Source organism: Sinorhizobium sp. GQ132, assembly GCF_059758575.1.
This window is the reverse complement of the sequence record NZ_JCAXDX010000003.1, coordinates 35,425-54,644: the sequence shown is the minus strand read 5'-3', so window position 1 is coordinate 54,644 and position 19,220 is coordinate 35,425. Positions and strand designations below refer to the sequence as shown.

14 protein-coding genes are annotated in these 19,220 nt (G+C 62.9%); 5 read left to right on the top strand and 9 right to left on the bottom strand.

Going from position 1 to position 19,220, the window contains the following annotated elements:
* Positions 1–6: 6 nt before the first annotated feature.
* Entirely contained in the window at positions 7–1,959 is a 1,953-nt protein-coding gene (locus AC6CIG_RS08520; protein ID WP_437408245.1) for an acetoacetate--CoA ligase, read from the bottom strand.
* Positions 1,960–2,131: 172 nt separating this feature from the next.
* Here AC6CIG_RS08520 and AC6CIG_RS08515 point away from each other — a divergent pair, with 172 nt between their 5' ends.
* Entirely contained in the window at positions 2,132–3,958 is a 1,827-nt protein-coding gene (locus tag AC6CIG_RS08515) for an AsmA family protein (RefSeq protein ID WP_437408244.1), read from the top strand.
* A 203-nt stretch (positions 3,959–4,161) separates the two neighbouring features.
* On the opposite strand, the gene AC6CIG_RS08510 is transcribed toward AC6CIG_RS08515, so the two are convergent.
* The 5 genes from AC6CIG_RS08510 to AC6CIG_RS08490 all read right to left on the bottom strand — a co-directional run bounded on the left by AC6CIG_RS08510 (position 4,162) and on the right by AC6CIG_RS08490 (position 9,941).
* Positions 4,162–4,983: an ABC transporter permease subunit gene (locus AC6CIG_RS08510; RefSeq protein WP_100669509.1), complete on the bottom strand. Its 822-nt coding sequence runs from the start codon at positions 4,981–4,983 to the stop codon at positions 4,162–4,164.
* Positions 4,984–4,986: 3 nt separating this feature from the next.
* Positions 4,987–5,898: an ABC transporter permease subunit gene (locus AC6CIG_RS08505; RefSeq protein WP_018094269.1), complete on the bottom strand. Its 912-nt coding sequence runs from the start codon at positions 5,896–5,898 to the stop codon at positions 4,987–4,989.
* A gap of 4 nt (positions 5,899–5,902) precedes the next feature.
* Positions 5,903–7,045, bottom strand: a complete 1,143-nt coding sequence (locus tag AC6CIG_RS08500; RefSeq protein ID WP_437408243.1) for an ABC transporter ATP-binding protein — start codon at positions 7,043–7,045, stop codon at positions 5,903–5,905.
* Between the two features lie 112 nt (positions 7,046–7,157).
* Positions 7,158–8,252: a polyamine ABC transporter substrate-binding protein gene (locus AC6CIG_RS08495; protein WP_018094267.1), complete on the bottom strand. Its 1,095-nt coding sequence runs from the start codon at positions 8,250–8,252 to the stop codon at positions 7,158–7,160.
* 276 nt (positions 8,253–8,528) lie between these two features.
* Positions 8,529–9,941 (bottom strand): helix-turn-helix domain-containing protein, encoded by a 1,413-nt coding sequence (locus AC6CIG_RS08490; protein WP_437408242.1) that lies wholly within the window; start codon positions 9,939–9,941, stop codon positions 8,529–8,531.
* A 228-nt stretch (positions 9,942–10,169) separates the two neighbouring features.
* On the opposite strand from AC6CIG_RS08490, the gene aceA reads away from it, so the two are divergent.
* Positions 10,170–11,459, top strand: a complete 1,290-nt coding sequence (gene aceA, locus AC6CIG_RS08485; protein ID WP_100669517.1) for an isocitrate lyase — start codon at positions 10,170–10,172, stop codon at positions 11,457–11,459.
* 109 nt (positions 11,460–11,568) lie between these two features.
* Positions 11,569–11,808 carry an SMc00767 family acetate metabolism repressor gene (locus AC6CIG_RS08480; RefSeq protein WP_003527087.1) on the top strand — a complete coding sequence of 80 codons (240 nt, stop codon included), beginning with the start codon at positions 11,569–11,571 and terminating at the stop codon, positions 11,806–11,808.
* 164 nt (positions 11,809–11,972) lie between these two features.
* On the opposite strand, the gene AC6CIG_RS08475 is transcribed toward AC6CIG_RS08480, so the two are convergent.
* Complete coding sequence (locus tag AC6CIG_RS08475; protein ID WP_437408241.1) at positions 11,973–12,848, bottom strand: LysR family transcriptional regulator; 876 nt, start codon at positions 12,846–12,848, stop codon at positions 11,973–11,975.
* A gap of 104 nt (positions 12,849–12,952) precedes the next feature.
* On the opposite strand from AC6CIG_RS08475, the gene AC6CIG_RS08470 reads away from it, so the two are divergent.
* Complete coding sequence (locus tag AC6CIG_RS08470) at positions 12,953–13,096, top strand: hypothetical protein (protein ID WP_411934684.1); 144 nt, start codon at positions 12,953–12,955, stop codon at positions 13,094–13,096.
* 101 nt (positions 13,097–13,197) lie between these two features.
* Here the strand turns inward: AC6CIG_RS08470 and AC6CIG_RS08465 are convergent, their stop codons facing one another.
* Both AC6CIG_RS08465 and AC6CIG_RS08460 read right to left on the bottom strand, forming a co-directional pair.
* On the bottom strand, positions 13,198–15,723 hold the full coding sequence (locus tag AC6CIG_RS08465; RefSeq protein WP_437408240.1) for a methyl-accepting chemotaxis protein: 2,526 nt from the start codon (positions 15,721–15,723) through the stop codon (positions 13,198–13,200).
* A gap of 748 nt (positions 15,724–16,471) precedes the next feature.
* A complete protein-coding gene (locus AC6CIG_RS08460; protein ID WP_437408239.1) occupies positions 16,472–17,656 on the bottom strand; it encodes a BaiN/RdsA family NAD(P)/FAD-dependent oxidoreductase in 1,185 nt (394 codons plus the stop codon).
* Positions 17,657–17,780: 124 nt separating this feature from the next.
* Between AC6CIG_RS08460 and AC6CIG_RS08455 the strand changes: the two genes are divergently transcribed.
* Positions 17,781–19,217 carry a glutamine synthetase family protein gene (locus AC6CIG_RS08455; RefSeq protein ID WP_411934686.1) on the top strand — a complete coding sequence of 479 codons (1,437 nt, stop codon included), beginning with the start codon at positions 17,781–17,783 and terminating at the stop codon, positions 19,215–19,217.
* Positions 19,218–19,220: the final 3 nt, after the last annotated feature.

Here is a 19,220-nt window from a genome sequence, read left to right as displayed (position 1 = left end):
ACGAATTCAGCTCTTGAGTTCCTCCAGCCCCGCGAAGAGGTCGAGAGCGTCCGGGTTCGCCAGCGCTTCCTTGTTCTTGACCGGACGGCCGTGCACCACGTCGCGCACAGCCAGTTCGACGATCTTGCCGGACTTGGTGCGAGGTATGTCGGCGACGGCGATGATCTTCGCGGGCACGTGCCGCGGCGAGGCGCCGGACCGGATGCGGTTCCTGATCTCCCTTGTCAGTCCTTCGGTCAGCTCGACTCCGGAGGCCAGCCGCACGAACAGGACGACGCGGACATCGTCCTCCCAGTCCTGGCCGATGCACAGTGCTTCGGCGACTTCATCCATCTGTTCGACCTGATTGTAGATTTCCGCCGTGCCGATGCGCACGCCGCCGGGATTCAATGTCGCGTCGGAGCGGCCGTGGATGACGATGCCGCCATGCGGCGTCCATTCGGCAAAATCGCCGTGGCACCAGACGTTGTCGAAGCGGTCGAAATAGGCGGCTCGATACTTCGCACCGTCCGGATCGTTCCAGAACATGACTGGCATCGACGGAAACGCCCTGGTGCAGACGAGTTCGCCCTTTTCGCCGCGCACCGGCTTGCCTTCGTCGTTCCAGACATCGACGGCGAGGCCGAGGCCGGGGCCCTGGATCTCTCCGCGCCACACCGGCTTCAGCGGATTGCCGAGCACGAAGCAGGAGACGATGTCGGTGCCGCCGGAAATCGAGGCGAGCTGGACATCGGCCTTGATGCCGTCATAGACGAAGGAGAAGCCCTCCGGCGAAAGCGGCGAGCCGGTGGACGTGATGAGCCGCAAGGACGACAAGTCGTGCGTCTTTGCCGGGGTGAATCCACCCTTGCGCACGGCGTCGATATATTTCGCCGACGTGCCGAACACGGCAAAGCGTTCGGCGGCGGCATAATCGAAGAGTACGTTGCCGTCGGGGCAAAAAGGTGAGCCGTCGTAGAGGCACAGCGTTGCGCCTACGGCGAGGCCCGAGGCCAGCCAGTTCCACATCATCCAGCCGCAGGTGGTGAAATAGAACAGCCGCTCGCCGTCCCTCAGCCCGCAATGGAAGCGATGTTCCTTGAGGTGCTGCAGCAGCGTTCCGCCGGCAGAATGGACGATGCATTTGGGTACGCCGGTCGTGCCCGAGGAGAACAGTATATAGAGCGGGTGGCTGAACGGCAGGCGCTCGAAGGCAAGCGGTCCGGCCTGGAATTCGGCGATGAAATCGGCAAGCGTCACCCCGCCATCGACGGTCGGCGCAAGCGCGGCACTGTCTCCGGCATAGGGAACGATGACGGTCGGCGCCCCGAGCGCCTTGGCCACCGCACGCAGCTTCGCGTCCACGTCCTGCCGCTTGCCGTTATACCAGTAGCCGTCGCAAACGACGAAGAGCTTGGGGGCGATCTGGCCGAAGCGATCGAGAACGCCCTGCTCGCCGAAATCGGGCGAACAGGACGACCAGATCGCGCCGACCGAAGCGGTCGCAAGCATGAGGGCGATCGTCTCCGGCATATTCGGCATCATAGCGGCGACGCGGTCGCCGACGCCGATCCCCTGCGCCTTCAGCGCCTGTTGCAGACGCGACACCAGGGCGCGCAGTTCGTCCCAGGTCAGCCGATAGCTCACCTGGTCCTCGCCGCGGAAGATCAGGGCATCGCCGTTCCCCGACTTGCGCAGCAGGTTTTCGGCGAAATTGAGCTTCGCTTCCGGAAAGAAGCGGGCGTCGAGCATCCGGTCGCCGTCGACGAGAGCCCTTTCTCCGCCTTCGCCGATCACCTTGCAATGCTCCCATACGGCGGTCCAGAAATCGCCGCGCTCGGTCACCGACCAGTCATGAAAGGCATCATAGTCGGAAAAGCTGCGCCCGAAGCGCTCCCCGCACCAGGCGATGAACTCAGCCATCGGGCTGCGCTCGAGAATTTCCCTGTCCGGAATCCATAAAGGCCGTTCTGCTTGCATGCTTTCCTCCGCTCTTCGGACTTTTCTATATCATGCTGCAGCGCGGAACAAACAGTGCGGATGCGGCTCCGCATGATCGCGACGGCGACATTTCCATGTCAGCGGCATTTGCTTTATGCAGGCTGAAGTCCTATCCAAGCGGCTTACCCGAGGCGATGGCAGTCCGACCGAAATGACGAGGAAGATGTTCCAGATATTGGGCGATTCGCGCCTGTGGGCGCGGCTTCGCCGGCGCCACCTCGTTTGGTCGGCCGCCCTAGGCATCGCCCTCGCCGCCGCATACAATGCCGCGCTGCCGCTCGTGGTTTCGACGACCGAGGCCCGCGCGGCGATGGAGCGGATGCTCGACGACTGGTCGGGCGGGAAAAGCACGATCAGCGGCGAGCCGGAAGTCCGGTTCTGGCCGGAACCCGTGGTGACGCTCCCCGCAACGACGATCGTCTCCACCGGACCCGAGCCGCGCCCGCTCGCCGAGATCGGCCGCATCACCGCTTCGTTCAGCCTGCTTTCCGCACTTCGTGGCGAACAGGCTCTTGACGAGATCACGCTCGTCGATCCGGTCCTCACGCTCGAGCGCGGGGCCGACGGCGCGTTCAACTGGCAAAAACCGGACTGGCTGGTGCCGCCGGGCAATACCGTGCCGCGTGACGAGGCTCCCTTCGGAGACATCACCATCGAGAATGGCCGCTTCCGCGTCGTCGACCACATGGCGCCAACCGGTGAGGGCATAGACGTCGCGGGGATTTCGGGTACCCTCAAATGGCCTTCCTTCGGAGGGCGGCTGAGCGCACAATTCTCCGCGCTCATCGGCGGCGAAGCGGTGGGCTGGGCCTTCGTATGCGAGGAGCCGCTCGCCCTCTTCGCCAGGCGCAACGCCGCTCTCAAGACATCGCTCACCTCGGCTCCGTTGACCTTTTCCTTCGAGGGTATCGGCAATTTCTCCACCCAGCCTTTCGCCTTCGGCCATCTGCAGATGTCCGCACCTTCGCTGGCAGCGCTTGCCGCGTGGTACCGCGGGGCTCCGGATGCGGGATTGCCTCCGGGCGGGTTCAGTATCGATACGAGGGTGACCACCGGTGAGACGGCGTTGAAGCTCGAGGACCTGCAGCTGGCGGTCGGCGAAGCCACGGCGACGGGCGTTCTGGATGTGCAATTGCCCTCCGGCAAGGAGCCGCGCGTGGAAGGCACGCTCGCCTTCGACCGGATCGACCTCAACGGCTTGCCCCTGACAACGCTGAAGCCGGCACAGGAGGACGACCGCGGATGGCGGATGGCCCAGGCTCTTGTCGGGGGCTGGCGTCTGGATGTCCGGCTGTCGTCCCAAGAAGTCCTGGCCGGTCCGTTGCACCTGACCGATGTCGCTGCCGGAGTGATGATCGACGGAAGCCGGGTTTCGCTCGACATCGGCGACAGCACCTATGCGAATGGCAGGCTGAGCGGCCGCGCCGTGCTCTCAGAAAAAGGGGTGGGGCAAGGCGGCAAGCTGCAGATGAACCTGAAAGACGCCGACTTCGCTGCCGTCCTCGACAGCTTCGGCCTCAAGGGTCCCGTTCCGACCGGCCGGGGCGTTCTCAGCGTCGAACTTGCCACCGGCCGCCCCCTCTGGGAGACGGGGCTCGCCGATGTCTTCGGCCGTCTCGATTATTCGCTCACCAACGGCAGGCTCGCCGATTTCGACGTTCACGCCTTCACCGATCTCGTGCGCAAGGGGGAATTCTTCTCCCTGTCGCAGGCAAGCGACGGCACGCTCGAGTTCCAGACGGCGGACATCGAGACGAGCTTCGGCAGCGGCACCGCACGGCTGGACCGGGCCGCTTTCGTCGGCCCCGCCGGCAATATTTCGGTGACCGGCGTCGTCCCCTATCGAAGCGGCAGTCTGGCCCTGGCGGGAACGCTCGCGGACCCCGAGGCCAACAAGGAACCGCTGCAATTCTTCATCGGCGGCTCCTGGCCGAACGCAGTAATCTCACCGCTTTCGGTTCTCCTCAGTCCACAGTAACATCTTTGAGACAATGCACTTCCGGACGGAAAACCGTTACACACTTTTCGTGGAAGTGCTTTGAAGCCTGTTGAGATTGGTGGTTTTCGCAGCGGCTTGTTTGATCTCCTCCCCCCTGTGCTCGTGAGAGATGAGGAGGAAAAGAGATGGCACTCCTCCGAGCAGCCGTCACAAACGCGAGATGAACCTCAACACGCCCTCGCTCAACCAATCGCCGCGAAGGCTGCTCGCTCGTCCTTTTCGCGCTGGACTTCACGACGCTTCGTGACGATCGATGCGACGATCACACCCAAAGCGACGATACCGATCAGGATCGTGCAGATGGCATTGATTTCCGGCGTCACGCCCAGGCGGACCTGGCTATAGATCTTCATCGGCAGCGTCGTGGCGCCCGGCCCGGTCGTGAAGCTTGCAATCACGAGATCGTCGAGCGAAAGCGTGAAAGCGAGAATCCAGCCGGAAAAGACGGCCGGCGCGATCACCGGCAGCGTGATCGCGAAGAAGGTCCTGACCGGGGTCGCGCCGAGATCGAGCGCCGCCTCCTCGATCGACTGGTCGAAGCTCAGAAGACGCGACTGGACCACGACCGCGACGAAGCACATGGTGAAGGTGATATGGGCGAGCGTGATCGTCCAGAAACCGCGGTCGAACCCGATCGCCACGAAGAGCAGCAGCAGCGACAGGCCGGTGATCACCTCCGGCATCACCAGAGGCGCATAGACCATGCCGGAAAAGAGAACACGGCCGCGAAATCGGGTGTAGCGCACCAGCGCGAGTGCCGCCAGAGTTCCGAGGACGGTCGCACAGGTCGCCGAAAGGAGCGCCACCCGGATCGTTACCCAGGCCGCGTCCAGAAGGCCCTGGTTATGCCAGAGCTGACTGTACCACTTGGTCGAGAAGCCCGCCCAGACGGTGACCAGTTTCGACTCGTTGAAGGAGAAGATCACCAGGAGCACGATCGGCAGATAGAGAAAGCCGAAGCCTAGAACGACCGAGGCGATGTTGAAACGGGACCACTTCTCCATAGCTCACCTCCCCTCGCCGTCGGTTCTGGCCTGAATGTTCTGGAAATAGACGATGGGTATCACCAGGATCATGAGCAGGATGATCGCCACGGCAGACGAAACCGGCCAGTCGCGATTGGAATTGAACTCGCTCCACAAGGTCTTGCCGATCATCAGCGTTTCCGAGCCGCCGAGGAGGTCGGGAATCACGAACTCGCCGACAGCCGGAATGAAAACGAGCAGGCAGCCGGCCACGACGCCGGGGAGCGACAGGGGAAAGGTCACGCGCCAGAAGGCGGCGGCAGGCGTGCAGCCGAGGTCCTGGGCGGCCTCGGTCAGCGAATGGTCCATCTTCTCAAGCGCCGAGTAGATCGGCAGCACCATGAAGGGCAGATAGGAATAGACGATGCCGATATAGATCGCCCAATTGGTGTTGAGGATGATGAGCGGCTGATCGATCAGGCCGACCGCCGACAGAAACTGGTTGAGCAGGCCCTCCGGCTTCAGGATGGCGATCCAGGCATAGACGCGGATCAGAAAGCTCGTCCAGAAGGGCAGGATCACCATCATCAGCAGCGTGGGTCGCAGCGAACGCGGCGCTTTCGCCATGCCATAGGCGATCGGATAGCCGATCAGGAGCGTCAGCAGGGTCGAGATGGCGGCGATGACGACGCTCGATATATAGGCGTTGAAATAGAGGACGTCCTCGGTCAGCCATACGTAATTGTCGAGCGAGAATTCGCCGAGCTTCTCCACGATGCCGGAAAGGCCGCCCGCCAGGTCGAAGACTGGCATATAGGGCGGCATCGCGACGGCCGTCTGCGACAGCGAGATGCGGAAGACGATGAAGAAAGGAATGAGGAAGAAGAACAGGAGCCAGGCATAGGGAATGATTATGACCAGGCGGCTGACGATGGCTGAGGCGAGTTTCGCCATGGCTTCAATCCTTCAAAACGACGCCCGCATCTTCACCGAAGGAGATCCAGACCTGCTGGTCGTAACCGAGCGGGTCCTCGACCGCTCGCGCCGCGTTCAGCGATGACGCCTTGACGACCTTGCCGTCCTTCAGCCGGATGTGAAAAACCGTCATGTCGCCGAGATAGCCGATGTCCCATATCTCGCCCTCGGCGGCGTTCACCGGCGCATGCGCCGGCGGCTGTCGGCCAATTCTGATCTTCTCGGGCCGGATGGCGACGGCCGCCTTTGCGCCGTTTCCCGGCGTTTCCGGCGACGCCATCCGGACCGGTATACCGCCCGTCGTCTCGACACGTATATAGCCGTCTTCGGCCGAGGTGACCTTGCCGTCGAATATGTTCACGTCGCCGATGAAATCGGCGACGAAGCGCGAATTCGGCGCTTCGTAGATCTCCGCCGGCGTCGCCACCTGGACGACCTTGCCGTGGCTCATGACGGCGATGCGGTCCGCCATGGTCATCGCCTCTTCCTGATCGTGGGTGACGACGACGAAGGTGAGGCCGAGTTCCTGCTGGAGGTCCATGAGCTCGAATTGCGTTTCCTCGCGCAGCTTCTTGTCGAGCGCGCCGAGCGGTTCGTCGAGCAGCAGCACCTTCGGCCGCTTTGCCAGAGACCGGGCAAGGGCGACGCGCTGGCGCTGGCCGCCGGAAAGCTGATGCGGCTTGCGCCTGGCGAACTTCTCGAGCTTGACGAGCTTCAGCATCTGCCCGACGCGTTCGGCGATGTCCGCTTTCGGCATTCCGTCCTGCTTCAGGCCGAAGGCGACGTTGTTTTCGACCGTCATGTGCGGAAACAGCGCATAGGACTGGAACATCATATTGACGGGGCGGCGGTAGGGCGGGATGCCCGCCAGACTCTGGCCGTCGAGGATGATTTCGCCCGATGTCGGCTGCTCGAAACCGGCCAGCATCCGCAGGAGGGTGGATTTGCCGCAGCCCGAAGCGCCGAGCAGGGCGAAGAATTCGCGCGTGTAGATGTTCAGCGAAAGATCGTCCACGGCGGTGAAGTCACCGAACTTCTTGGTGACGTTCTTGACGGAAATGAAAGGCTTGGAGGCGGGGTCCGCCCATGGCGCGAAAGAACGCCGGATACTTCCGAGAGACTTCATCATCTATCCTCGAATGGCGCAGCCCACAAATGGCCGGCGCCGACACGTCGAGAGTTGAGCGCAGAAACATGCAGAAAATTGCCCGGATTTGAGGTCCGGGCAATTCGTTTTCCTACTGACCAGTGACGATCTTGGTCCAGAGCCGGGTCAATACCCTCTGCTCCTTGGCCTCGAAGGGCGTCGTGGTGAAGAGTTTCTGCATCACGGCATCGGATGGATAGATGGCGGTGTCTTCGAGCACTTCCTTGTCGAGGAACTCCTGCGAGGCCTTGTTGCCGTTGGCGTAGAACACGTAGTTCGAGGCCTTGGCGATGACTTCCGGCTTCATCATGTAGTTGATGAACTCATGCGCCTCGGCGACATGCGGCGCATCGGCGGGGATAGCCAGCATGTCGAACCACATCTGCGCGCCCTGCTCCGGGATCGAGTAGTCGACGGTCACGCCGGCCTTCGCCTCGGCCGCCCGGTCGCGCGCCTGGAAGACGTCGCCGGAGAAGCCGACGGCGAGGCAGATGTCGCCGTTCGCGAGCGCGTTGATATATTCGGACGAATGGAACTTGCGGATATTGGGCCGGACCTTCATCAGCAGGTCGGCTGCCTTTTCGAGGTCCGCCTGGTCGTGGCTGTCGGGATTGAGCCCCAGATAGGCGAGCGCCGAAGGCATGATGTCGGTGGGGGAATCGAGGAGATGGATGCCGCAGTCCTTGAACTTCGCCGCAATCTCCGGGTCGAAAATGACATCCCAGTTCGGCTTCTCGTCCGTGCCGAGAATCTCCTTCATCTTCTCGACATTGTAGCCGATGCCGGTCGTGCCCCACATGTAGTCGACGGCGTATTCGTTGCCGGGATCGTACTGCGCAGTACGCTCCATGACCATGTCCCACATGTTGGAAATGTTCGGCAGTTTCGACTTGTCGAGCTTCTGGAACACCCCGGCAGCAATCTGGCGCTGCAGGAAATAGGCCGTCGGAACGACGACGTCGTAACCGGAACCGCCGGCGAGCAGCTTCGTTTCCAGAATCTCGTTCGAGTCGAACACGTCATAGACGACCTTGATGCCGGTCTCCTTGGTGAAATCCTCGAGGATACTGTCATCGATATAGTCCGACCAGTTATAGACGTTGACGACCCGCTCCTGGGCCGAAGCCAGCATGGTCGATCCCGCAAGCACCGCGGTGGTCAAGGTTGCGACGATGAGTTTGGACATGCAACTCCCCTCTTGATTATCGGCTCGGGACAGTAATTTCTTCTCCAGTGCCGTTACGCCCCGTCTTTTGATTGTGCCGATGCGGAGGTTAGGCATCTTTCTCGATAAGCTCAAGGAGTTAGAGCGGTTCCAGGAAAAAAGTGGTTCGCGGTTTTTCACCCGAAAATTCCCTCCTCTTACCGCACCCTGTCCTTGTCGCAGGGATGGGGAGCGTTTCGGGGAGTTGCTGGCGTCATGACGACATCCGCTGCGGATTGCGTGCCATTTCGCGCAGGCTCACTGAAAGTCGAAGACGCTCAGCCCGGTGGCCATCTCGTCGAGACCGAGCGGTCGGGTGATCGGCGGTTCGGCGCGCGCCAGGCACCCCTGCCGCTCGCAAAGCCGGCAGGCCGGACCGATTGCGATCGCCGGCACGACCGCGGCGGCGCCATAGACCATCTCGCTCGCGAAGGCGGCCTCGCAACCGACGAGGATCGCCGTGCGCCGAACCCGTTCGTGGAAGGCGGCCTGCGGACCGTCGACGGTGCGTGCGACAGTGATGAATTCGGTGCCGTCAGGCATTCCGACGCGATCGACGAGAACCTGGCCCGGCACGGCAAAGGCAGCCTGGACGTTGAGCTTGGGACAGCCGCCGCCGAAGCGGGCATGGGGAAATCCCTGCGCTCCGGCGCGACGCAGCCTGTTGCCGGCGCTGTCGATCTCGATGAGAAAAAACGGAACCCCCGCCGCACCGGGCCGCTGCAGCATCGTCAGACGGTTGGCGACCTGCTCGTAGGAAACCTGGAAACGCGCCGCCAGGACAGCCACATCGTATTTCATCCGCTGCGCGGCGGCGAGAAATGCCGCATAGGGCATCATCAGCGCATGGGCAGCATAGCGCGCGAGTTCGAAGCGGCCGATGCGCCGCGCTTCGGCCGTGGCAAAGCGGAACTGCTCGAGCTCGGCGGCAATCGCCTCATGGCAGGCGATCGAAGCCACCTCGATCGCGATCTCGCGCAGCTGATCGAAGGGCGACAGGCGTTCGGAGACGAAGAGGCGCATCGAGTGGCGGTCGAAGCGGCGGCGCAGGGTGGGCATCACGTGCACCGGCAGCGTCCGCACCGCCAGGCCGTGCTCCCTTCTGAGCCAAGCCTTCATTGCGCCTGAAAGATCGTCTCCGGGCGAGAGGCTTGCATGCAGGGCCTCCGCCGCCTCCTCTATGCGGGCGAAGTGATTGGCCCGTGCCTCGAAAGCCTCGCGGACTTCGTCCATCGGCAGGCGCGTATCCGCAAGTGCCGCCATGTGTCCCTCGCCCGCCAGCAGGGCGGCGAGATCCCTCAGCCGCGACGCCTGTTCGCGGTAGGCGCGATGAAGTTTGACGATGCCACCGGAGACGTTCGGCGCCGCTTCGGCGACCTCCACCAACTCCTGATCCCCCGGCAGTTCGCCGGCAAGCAGCGGATCGGCAAAGACCTCGCGCAGCTGCGCAAGACCGCTGCCCGCCTCGCCCTGGAGCTCTTCGAGGTCGACCTTGTAGACGGAGGCCAGTTTCAAGAGCAGCTGCACCGTCAGCGGCCGCTGGTTGCGCTCGATGAGGTTCAGATAGGAAGGAGAGATGCCAAGCGCCTCGGCCATGGCCGTCTGCGTCAGCTGAAGGCCGTTTCGGATTCGCCTGACCCGCGGCCCGGCAAAGATCTTGTTCTCGGCCATTTGTAATTCCCTTTACAAATTCGGCAAATGATCCGCTTTGACATCTTTTACAAATTTACTTCCGCATACGGTCAAAGGCAAGACAAGCTAACCCGTTTCCAGCCGCTAGCTACGGGAATTCGATAGCAGGTTTATGCAGCGCAATGTAAAAACTGTCACATGATCTTTCGGCCTAGAGGCGCCGAAAGACGAAAGCCGAAGACGAAGCGATTTCACCAGGAGGCAAGTATGACTGATTTTTACAAGCTCGTTCCCAATGCGCCGGAGGGGCGCTTCGACGGAATCGAGCGGCCCTATTCCGCCGAGGACGTGAAGCGGCTCAGGGGCTCGGTGGAGATCCGTTATTCGCTTGCCGAAATGGGTGCGAACCGCCTCTGGAAGCTCATCCATGAGGAGGACTTCGTGAATGCACTCGGCGCGCTTTCCGGCAATCAGGCGATGCAGATGGTGCGCGCGGGCTTGAAGGCGATCTATCTCTCCGGCTGGCAGGTCGCAGCCGACGCCAACACCGCTTCCGCCATGTATCCGGACCAGTCGCTCTATCCGGCCAACGCGGCTCCGGAACTTGCCAAGCGCATCAATCGCACGCTTCAGCGCGCCGATCAGATCGAGACGGCGGAAGGCAAGGGTCTCTCCGTCGATACATGGTTCGCTCCGATCGTCGCCGATGCGGAAGCCGGCTTCGGCGGGCCGCTCAACGCCTTCGAGATCATGAAGGCCTTCATCGAAGCGGGTGCGGCGGGCGTCCACTACGAGGACCAGCTCGCGTCGGAAAAGAAGTGCGGCCATCTCGGCGGCAAGGTGCTGATCCCGACCGCGGCGCATATCCGCAATCTGAACGCGGCACGGCTTGCCGCCGACGTAATGGGTACGCCGACGCTGGTCATCGCCCGCACCGACGCGGAAGCGGCGAAGCTGCTCACCTCCGATATCGACGAGCGCGACCGCCCCTTCGTCGACTACGATGCCGGCCGCACCGTCGAGGGCTTTTACCAGGTGAAGAACGGCATCGAGCCCTGCATCGCCCGCGCGATCGCCTATGCACCGCATTGCGATCTCATCTGGTGCGAGACCTCCAAGCCCGATCTGGAGCAGGCGCGCAAGTTCGCCGAAGGCGTGCACAGGGCGCATCCGGGCAAGCTGCTCGCCTATAATTGCTCGCCGTCCTTCAACTGGAAAAAGAACCTCGACGACGCGACGATCGCCAAGTTCCAGCGCGAATTGGGCGCCATGGGCTACAAGTTCCAGTTCATCACGCTCGCCGGTTTCCACCAACTGAACTACGGCATGTTCGAACTGGCGCGCGGCTACAGGGACCGGCAGATGGCGGCCTATTCGGAACTGCAGGAAGCGGAATTCGCAGCCGAAGCCAACGGCTATACGGCGACCAAGCACCAGCGCGAAGTGGGGACCGGCTATTTCGATGCCGTGTCGGTCGCGATCACCGGCGGCCAGTCGTCGACCACGGCCATGAAGGAATCCACCGAGCACGATCAGTTCCGCCCGGCAGCAGAATGAACGAGCGGGACGCGCGGCACCCCTGCCCCGCCGCGCGTCCCCAACCAGACCTCGAAACTGAAGCGGGTAGAAGAAGTCCCCCGCGACCATCGCCCAAAGGAGCACTCCGATGACTGTACAGACACGCGTCAAGGAACGGGCCGAGGAACAATCGTCGGCCATGACACCGGAACAGCAGGCGGCGATCCGCATGGTCGCCAACGACCTGCATCGCCTCAACCAGGCGGTCATGAAGGCCGTGGACGCCGGCGTCTCCGTCGAACTGGTCCGTTCGGCCCGCCATCACGGCGGCGACGGCAACTGGGGCGATCTGCTGATCCCCGTCATCGTCACCCAGGGACGGCACTGATGGCTGTCGTCACCTGGACAACGGTAGCACTCATCCTTTCCGCCCTGAGTTGCAGCCACTTCAACAGGCAGAGGCCGGCGGTCCGCGAGGTCCGCGCTGGACGAGGTCGACACAAATGAAACGTGACCGGCCGGCCGCAGCGCCGGCCGGTCACGTTTGGAGGCTCATGCCGAATTGCGCGGCGGGCGCTTGCCGGCAAAAAGGTCCGTGTGGCTGCGCAGGAAACGCGTCATCCGGTCTACGACGGTTCGGATGTCGCGCCTGTAGCGATCCTCGTTGTTCATGACGATCCACTGCCGGTGTCTGAGCGGCTCGATCTCGTCTCCCACTCGCTCGAGCAAGGGATCGAGATCGCCGACGAAACAGGGCAGCACCGCCCGTCCCGCGCCGGCTCGCGCGAGGTCCAGCAACGAGCGAGGCCGTGTGACGGTTGCAACGATCCGGCCCGGCGCATGCTCGTGCGGCCATCTCAGATAGGCCGATATTGCATCCTCTTCGGCGACTGCGACCCAGCGTTCCACTCCGCCCGGCGCGTTCTTCTGCCGGTAGGCGGCATAGGCGACTTCGCCCACCGGCCGCGCCGCAAGATAGGTTTCCTCCGGTTCGAAGGCACGGATGCCGATATCGCTTTCGCGATAGGCCAGATTCGCTCGCGCCTCGCCGATCGTCAGAGAAAGGCCGAAAGCGTCCCTTTCCGTGCAGATGGCGGGAAAATTCTCGGCGATCAGCCAGGAGACCCATGTACCGGCCGCGATGCGGACGACGGTCGCCCCCTCGCCCTCCTTCTGCCAGCTTTCGACCTTGCGGGCCGCCGCCTCCATTTCCTGCAGCTGTTCGAAGAGAAAGCGACCGTCTCCCGTCAGCGTGTAGCCGGTCTGGCTGCGGATGAAGAGCGAGCGGCCGGTGCGCTCCTCGAGCTCCAGCATCCGCCGGCCCACCGTCGCGGGGCTGAGCCCCGTCGCCTGCGCCGCCCCCGTCAACCCGCCGGTACGCGCCACCGTGACGAAGCAGCGGTATATGTCCCAGTCCGTGTTTTTCATAGCTGAAAAACATATGGGGAAATCGGCTGTATGTAAAACAATTCCGGGTGCATAAAAAAGGGGATGCCCAAGAATGAAGGAGCATCACCATGGATATGATGGCAATGGCACTGCTGTTCGATATGGCTTCGAGGAACCGTCCCTGGGACGAGAGGTTCGAACCCCCACCGCAGAACCGGCGGCCGCGCTTCGCGAAACGCCTGTTCGCGGCAGTGTTCCGCAAGCGGCAACTGGCGGAAAACAAGTGATGGTTGCGCCGGCAGCTTTACTGTTTCCTGCGCCGGCGGCGTCAAATGAGAGCGCCGCGCATCCGGGATGCGCGGCGCCCCTTCGAAGCGTTTGAATCCGGTTAGGCCGCCCGGTAGCTGTGGTCGGCTGCGGCCGCCGGCTCGAGCCGGAATTGCTCGACGAGCATCATCAGCGTATCAGCCTGATTGGCGAGCGCCCGGCTGGTGCCGGTCGCCTCCTCGACCATCGAGGCGTTCTGCTGCGTCATCTGGTCCATCTGGTTGACGGAACCGTTTACCTCGTTCAGGGCTGCAGCCTGATCGCGGCTGGCGGTGGCGATCATCTCGACATGCTGGCTGATCGTCACGATCTCGGCGCTGATCGAGGCGAGCACCGCGCCCGTTTCCTTGACGAGACGTGAGCCGGAACTCACCTCTTCGGTCGATTTGTCGATCAGCCCCTTGATCTCTCGCGCCGCCTCGGCCGAGCGCTGCGCCAGTTCGCGTACTTCCTGCGCGACGACGGCAAAGCCCTTGCCCGCCTCGCCGGCACGCGCCGCTTCGATACCGGCATTGAGCGCCAGAAGGTTGGTCTGGAAGGCGATATCGTCGATCACTTCGATGATCTGCTCGATCTGACGGGAGGCCGCCTCGATGCGTCCCATGGCGGCGACGGCGCTGGTGACGACCGTTGCCGAACTGTCGGCGCTCCGCTTCGTATGAGACACGGCCTGGTTCGCCTCGTGCGCCCGCTCCGCCGAGGAGCGTACCGTCACGGTGATCTGGTCGACGGCCGCGGCAGTCTCCTCGAGCGAGGCGGCCTGAGCCTCCGTCCGTTTCGACAGCGCGTCGGCGGACCGATGCATGTCGGCGCCACCCTGCTGGATCGCCAGAGCATTGGCGCGAATCTGCGCCAGCGTGTCCTGAAGGCGGACGAGCGATCCGTTGAAGTCCAGCCGCAACTGTTCGAGGCGGCCGGCGAAGGGCACCTCGATCTGACGCGACAGGTCTCCCTGGGCCAGGCGTCCGAGTCCGGCTGCGAGCTCGCTCACCGCAAGATCGATCTGCCTGTCGAGCTCGCGCTTCTCCGCATCGTTGCGGCTGCGCTCGGCTTCCGCGCGGGCACGCTCTTCGGCGCTTTCCGCCTCGATGCGCACCTTGGAGAGCGCATTTTCCTTGAAGACGCCGAGAGCACGCGCCATGTCGCCGATCTCGTCGCGGCGCGTGCCGCCGTCGATCGACGTATCGAGCGCGCCGTCCGCCAACCGCCGCATGGCGGCCGTGATCTGGCCGATCGGCTTTTTCAGCGTGAGCGTGAGCGCTATGCCGGCCAGAAGCGCGATCACGACGCCGGTGATCGTCGCCGCAACGGAGATCTGATTGGCTTCCGCGCGTTCGCTGCCGGCGGCGACCTTCTGCTGCTCGGCAAAACCGGTGAGATCGCTCCAGATCTCGTTGATCGCGGCGCCTGCGGCCTCGAATTCCACAGTGCGCTTATCAGAGATCTCGACCAGCGCAAGGCCATCCTTCTTCATCCCCTCGATGATCGGCAGAAGTGCGCCGGCGGCCTGATCGAAGAAGGTCATGCCGCTCGCGATGCCGCGCAGAGTGGTGAGGTTGGACTGGACTGCAAGGAACTTGTCGAGGAGTTTCTTGCGGCTTTCCTCGCTCGTCGTTCCGAGAAATGCCGCGGCGGCGATCTGGATGTCGGTAAGCGATGTGGAGAGCCTGCGTGTCGCGGTCAGCACCGACTCGGTGCCCGCGATCTTGCCGTCGAGTTCGCTGAATATCTGCGTCGCCTCGCGCATCTTGCCGACGGAAGCTGCCTCCAACCGGAAACTGGCGGTGCGGAAACGGTCGACATATTTGGAAAGGCCGGCGAGCGTTTCGGGGCCGGGCGGCGTCTTGATAAGGGCGCCGATCGCCCCGGAAGCAGAATTGACGGTTTCGGCAAGAGATTTCTCGCCCTTCGGCAAAAGCACGAAGATATCCCGTTGCGTGCGGCCTATGGCCGGGTAGTGGCCCTCTGCGACCTTGAGCTTCTCCTCGACCGTTATCGCCCCGCTCACCTCGGTCGCGAATTCGGCATAGAAGCGGCTGGCGCGCATGAGTTTTTCGGCGTTGCGCAGCATCGTCTTCGCCGCATTCTCGTCCTTGCGCACCGCGTATTGCAGCCGGTTCGCCTCGTCGTTGATCTTCGCCTGTTCGGCCGCCAGACGCGCCAGACCGGATCTCGTGTCGGCCCGGAGCTTCTGCTCGCCTTCATGCAATGTCCAGAGCCCGTCGATGCGGGTCTCGATGTCGCTGGTCGCGGCAATGGCGGCAGCCAGCTCGTCCTGGCCGTTTCCGCCCGCAACCTGCGCCGCAGTTTCGGCCAGGACTTCCTTCTGCGTGACGATTGCATCCTTGAGCATCCGGCGACTTTCGTCGGTCGTCCGCTGCAGGAAGCTGTTCATCTGGGCATAGACGTCCTTGAAGCCGCTCAGCGTCTTGAGGACGCTGTTCGAAATCTCCATGCGGCCCTGCAGCAGTCCGGAGGCATAGAGTCCGGTTATCCCGACGGCCGAGATGCTGACGACGAAGGGCAGGATGAAGAACAGAACCTTCGTCTGAATCTTGAAGCGGGCAAGTATCCTGTCGATGAACATGGAAAACACCTTGGCTACAGCGCGCGTTCGCCTCCCCGATGGCTCGAAGCGCTCCGGGGCGCGTCAGGTGAACGCACCAAAGGCGCTCGGGCGCCACCCGATGCGCAAACAGGCTGATGTTTTTCGGAAAGTCATGCGGCGCACGCCGCCAGCCCGCCAGCAGTCATTGCGGGACCGCGCAGCCGGCTTGGCGGCGAGGACCTGGCGGTGCTCATTTGCTCGCCATAATCGTTTCAAACGATTAAGAATTCCATAAGCGGAATTGGCCCCGTGCGGACGGAATACCGGTCCCCCGGCGTATCGACCGGGCTCGTCGGAAGCGACGCTTTAAAGCCAGGAAAAGAGAGCAACGGCCGTGACGGCAAACAGAGCGAGCGTCGCGAGGTAAGCCGTCAATTCGTTCTGCCCGCGGCTTTTCTCTGCGCGGGCTATGGCTATTGCACGGGGACGGCGGCGTTGCTGGTTCATGGCCTCTTGTCCTTGTCGCTGCAGCACCGAGCGTCTCGGGCGCGCAAAGGTCGCTGCAGCACTACGAGTTGCCGGCAAAGACGGTCTGCCTTTGCCGTTACGATCATGGTGCATCCATCCTGCGGCTGAAGAAAGTCCCCGAAATGGAAACAATGTGGTTTCCGCTTGTTGACTTCCGCTGCCTTCGCGGCTGTCGCGCCATGATAAACAGGTTCAGTAATTTCCGTTATATTTCCCTTAAGAACGGCTGAAGAAGCAAATCACCAATTTTGCCGCACGGTTACACGTCTTGACCGGCGACGAAGCCCGACGCCCAGGCCCATTGGAAATTGTAACCTCCGAGCCAGCCGGTCACGTCGACACACTCGCCGACGAAGTAGAGGCCGGGGATCTCGTTTGCCTGCATGGTCCGGGAGTCGAGCGCACGCGTATCGACGCCGCCGAGCGTGACCTCGGCCGTTCGGTAGCCTTCCGATCCCGCCGGCTTCACCGCCCAGGCCTGGATGGAGCGGGAAAGCGCGTCGATCGCCTTGTCGGAAAGGTCGGCAAGCATGCGCCCCGTCAGCTTCGCTTCGTCCGCGAAGAACTGCGCGAGCCGGCGCGGCAGGATGTCGGCAAGTGCCGTCTGGACTGCCTGGCGGCCGTTCGTCCGGCGCATTCCCTTGAGGATCGAGGCGATATCGATGTCCGGCATCAGCCGGAGGACGATCTCCTCACCCTCACGCCAATAGGATGAAATCTGCAGGATTGCCGGCCCGCTCAAGCCGCGATGGGTGATGAGGACAGCTTCGCGGAAGGCGGCCTTTCCGAACCGCGCCTCGGCATCGGCCGCGACGCCGGCAAGCGCGCCGAGCTTGGTGAGCTGGGCCTGGTCGAGTGTCAGGGGAACCAGCGCCGGGCGGGTTTCGACAACCGGCAAGCCGAACTGCTCCGCGATGCGATAGGCAAGACCCGTCGCTCCCATTTTCGGGATGGACTTGCCGCCGCTTGCCACGACCAGCGAGGCGGCGTCGACCGCGCCGGCGCTCGTCGTCACACGGAACCCGGAGGCGGTCCTCTCAACCTCCCCGATGCTGGTTTCGAGCCTCAGTTGCACTCCCGCCGCCCTCATCTCCGCCATCAGCATGCGGATGATGTCCTTGGCCGAATGATCGCAGAAGAGCTGGCCGAGCGTTTTCTCGTGCCAGTCGATGCCATGGCGCTCGACCAAAGCGACGAAGTCCTGCGGCCGGTATCGGGCAAGCGCCGACTTGCAGAAATGCGGGTTGCCGGACAGGAAGTTCCTGGGGGACGCATGGATATTGGTGAAATTGCAGCGGCCGCCGCCGGAGATGCGGATCTTCTCGCCGGGCGCCCTGGCGTGGTCGATGACGAGCACCCGGCGCCCGCGCTTGCCCGCCTCGATGGCGCACATCATGCCGGCGGCGCCCGCCCCGATGATCACCACGTCCTGCATTTGCGCCACGGAAGCTCCCTTCTGTTTCCGTAACCTCCTTTCCGGTGAGCAGGGCGAATGTCAATCGCGGGCATCTAGCTAATTGTCGAACTGCGGCTATGATTGCGCTATCCGAAGCCAAACCCGGTGATTTATGTCTTCCAAGAGAAGTGTTGCCCAAGAGACAGCAAAGGTCAGCAAGAGTTCGAAGATACCCCTCGCCCTGCATGCCGCCCGTGGCGTGAAGACCTGGACCGAAGCGGTCGACTGGCTCAAGATCCGCGGCATCGAAGATATCGAGTGCATCACGCCCGACCTTGCGGGCGTTGCGCGCGGCAAGATGATGCCGACGTCCAAGTTCACGTCCAATACCTCCCTTGCCTTGCCTTCGGCGATCTACCGGCACACGATTTCCGGCGAATATCCGGAGGAGACAGGGCAATTCCGCTATGATTCCCGCGACAGCGACATCAAGCTCGTTCCGGACCTGTCCACCCTTTCCATCGTTCCATGGGAAAGCGACCCGACGGCCCAGGTCATCTGCGACATCGTCGGCTCCCAGGGCGAGCAGATCAGCTATACGCCGCGCAACGTGTTGAAGCGCGTCATCGAGCTCTACCGGCAGAAGGGCTGGAAACCGGTGGTCGCGCCGGAGATCGAATTCTATCTCGTCGCTCAGAACGACGATCCGGACTATCCGCTGCGGCCGCCGAAGGGCCGGTCCGGCCGCTCGATCCTCGGCGGCCAGGGCTATTCGATTGCGGGCATCAACGAGTTCGACGAGCTCATCGACGACATCTACCATTTCTCCGAAAAGCAAGGCCTCGAGATCGATACGCTGATCCACGAAGAGGGGCCGGCGCAGCTTGAGATCAACCTCAGGCACGGCGATCCGATCGAGCTTGCCGACCAGGTCTTCCTTTTCAAGCGGACCATCCGCGAAGCTGCGCTGAAGCACGGAATCTATGCGACATTCATGGCGAAGCCCATGCAGGGCCAGCCCGGCTCCGCCATGCATATCCACCAATCGGTGATCGACCTCGAGACCGGCCGCAATATCTTCTCCAATCCCGACGGCTCACCCTCCCAGGCGTTCTTTTCCTTCATAGGCGGCATGCAGCTTTACGTGCCGCGGACGTTGTCGATGATGGCGCCCTATGTGAATTCTTATCGGCGCCTCACGCCGGACATGTCGGCGCCGGTCAACACCGCCTGGGGCTATGACAACCGGACCACGGCGTTCCGCATCCCTGTCTCGGATCCGGTCGCCCGGCGCATCGAGAACCGCCTGCCGAGCTCGGATGCCAACCCCTATCTGGCGCTCGCGGCCTCGCTCGGCTGCGGCTATCTCGGCATCATCGAGGGCCTGCAGGCGACACCGCCCACGGAACACACCGCCAATGAGGGCGAAATCGAACTGCCGCGAGGGCTGCTCGAGGCCGTTTCGCTGCTCGAATCGGCTCCCGCGCTGGCGGAGGTCTTCAGCGCCGAGTTCATCGCCATCTATGCCGGCGTGAAGCGTGGCGAGTTCGAAACCTTCATGCAGGTCATCAGCCCGTGGGAACGCGAGTTCCTGCTCCTGAATGTCTGATCC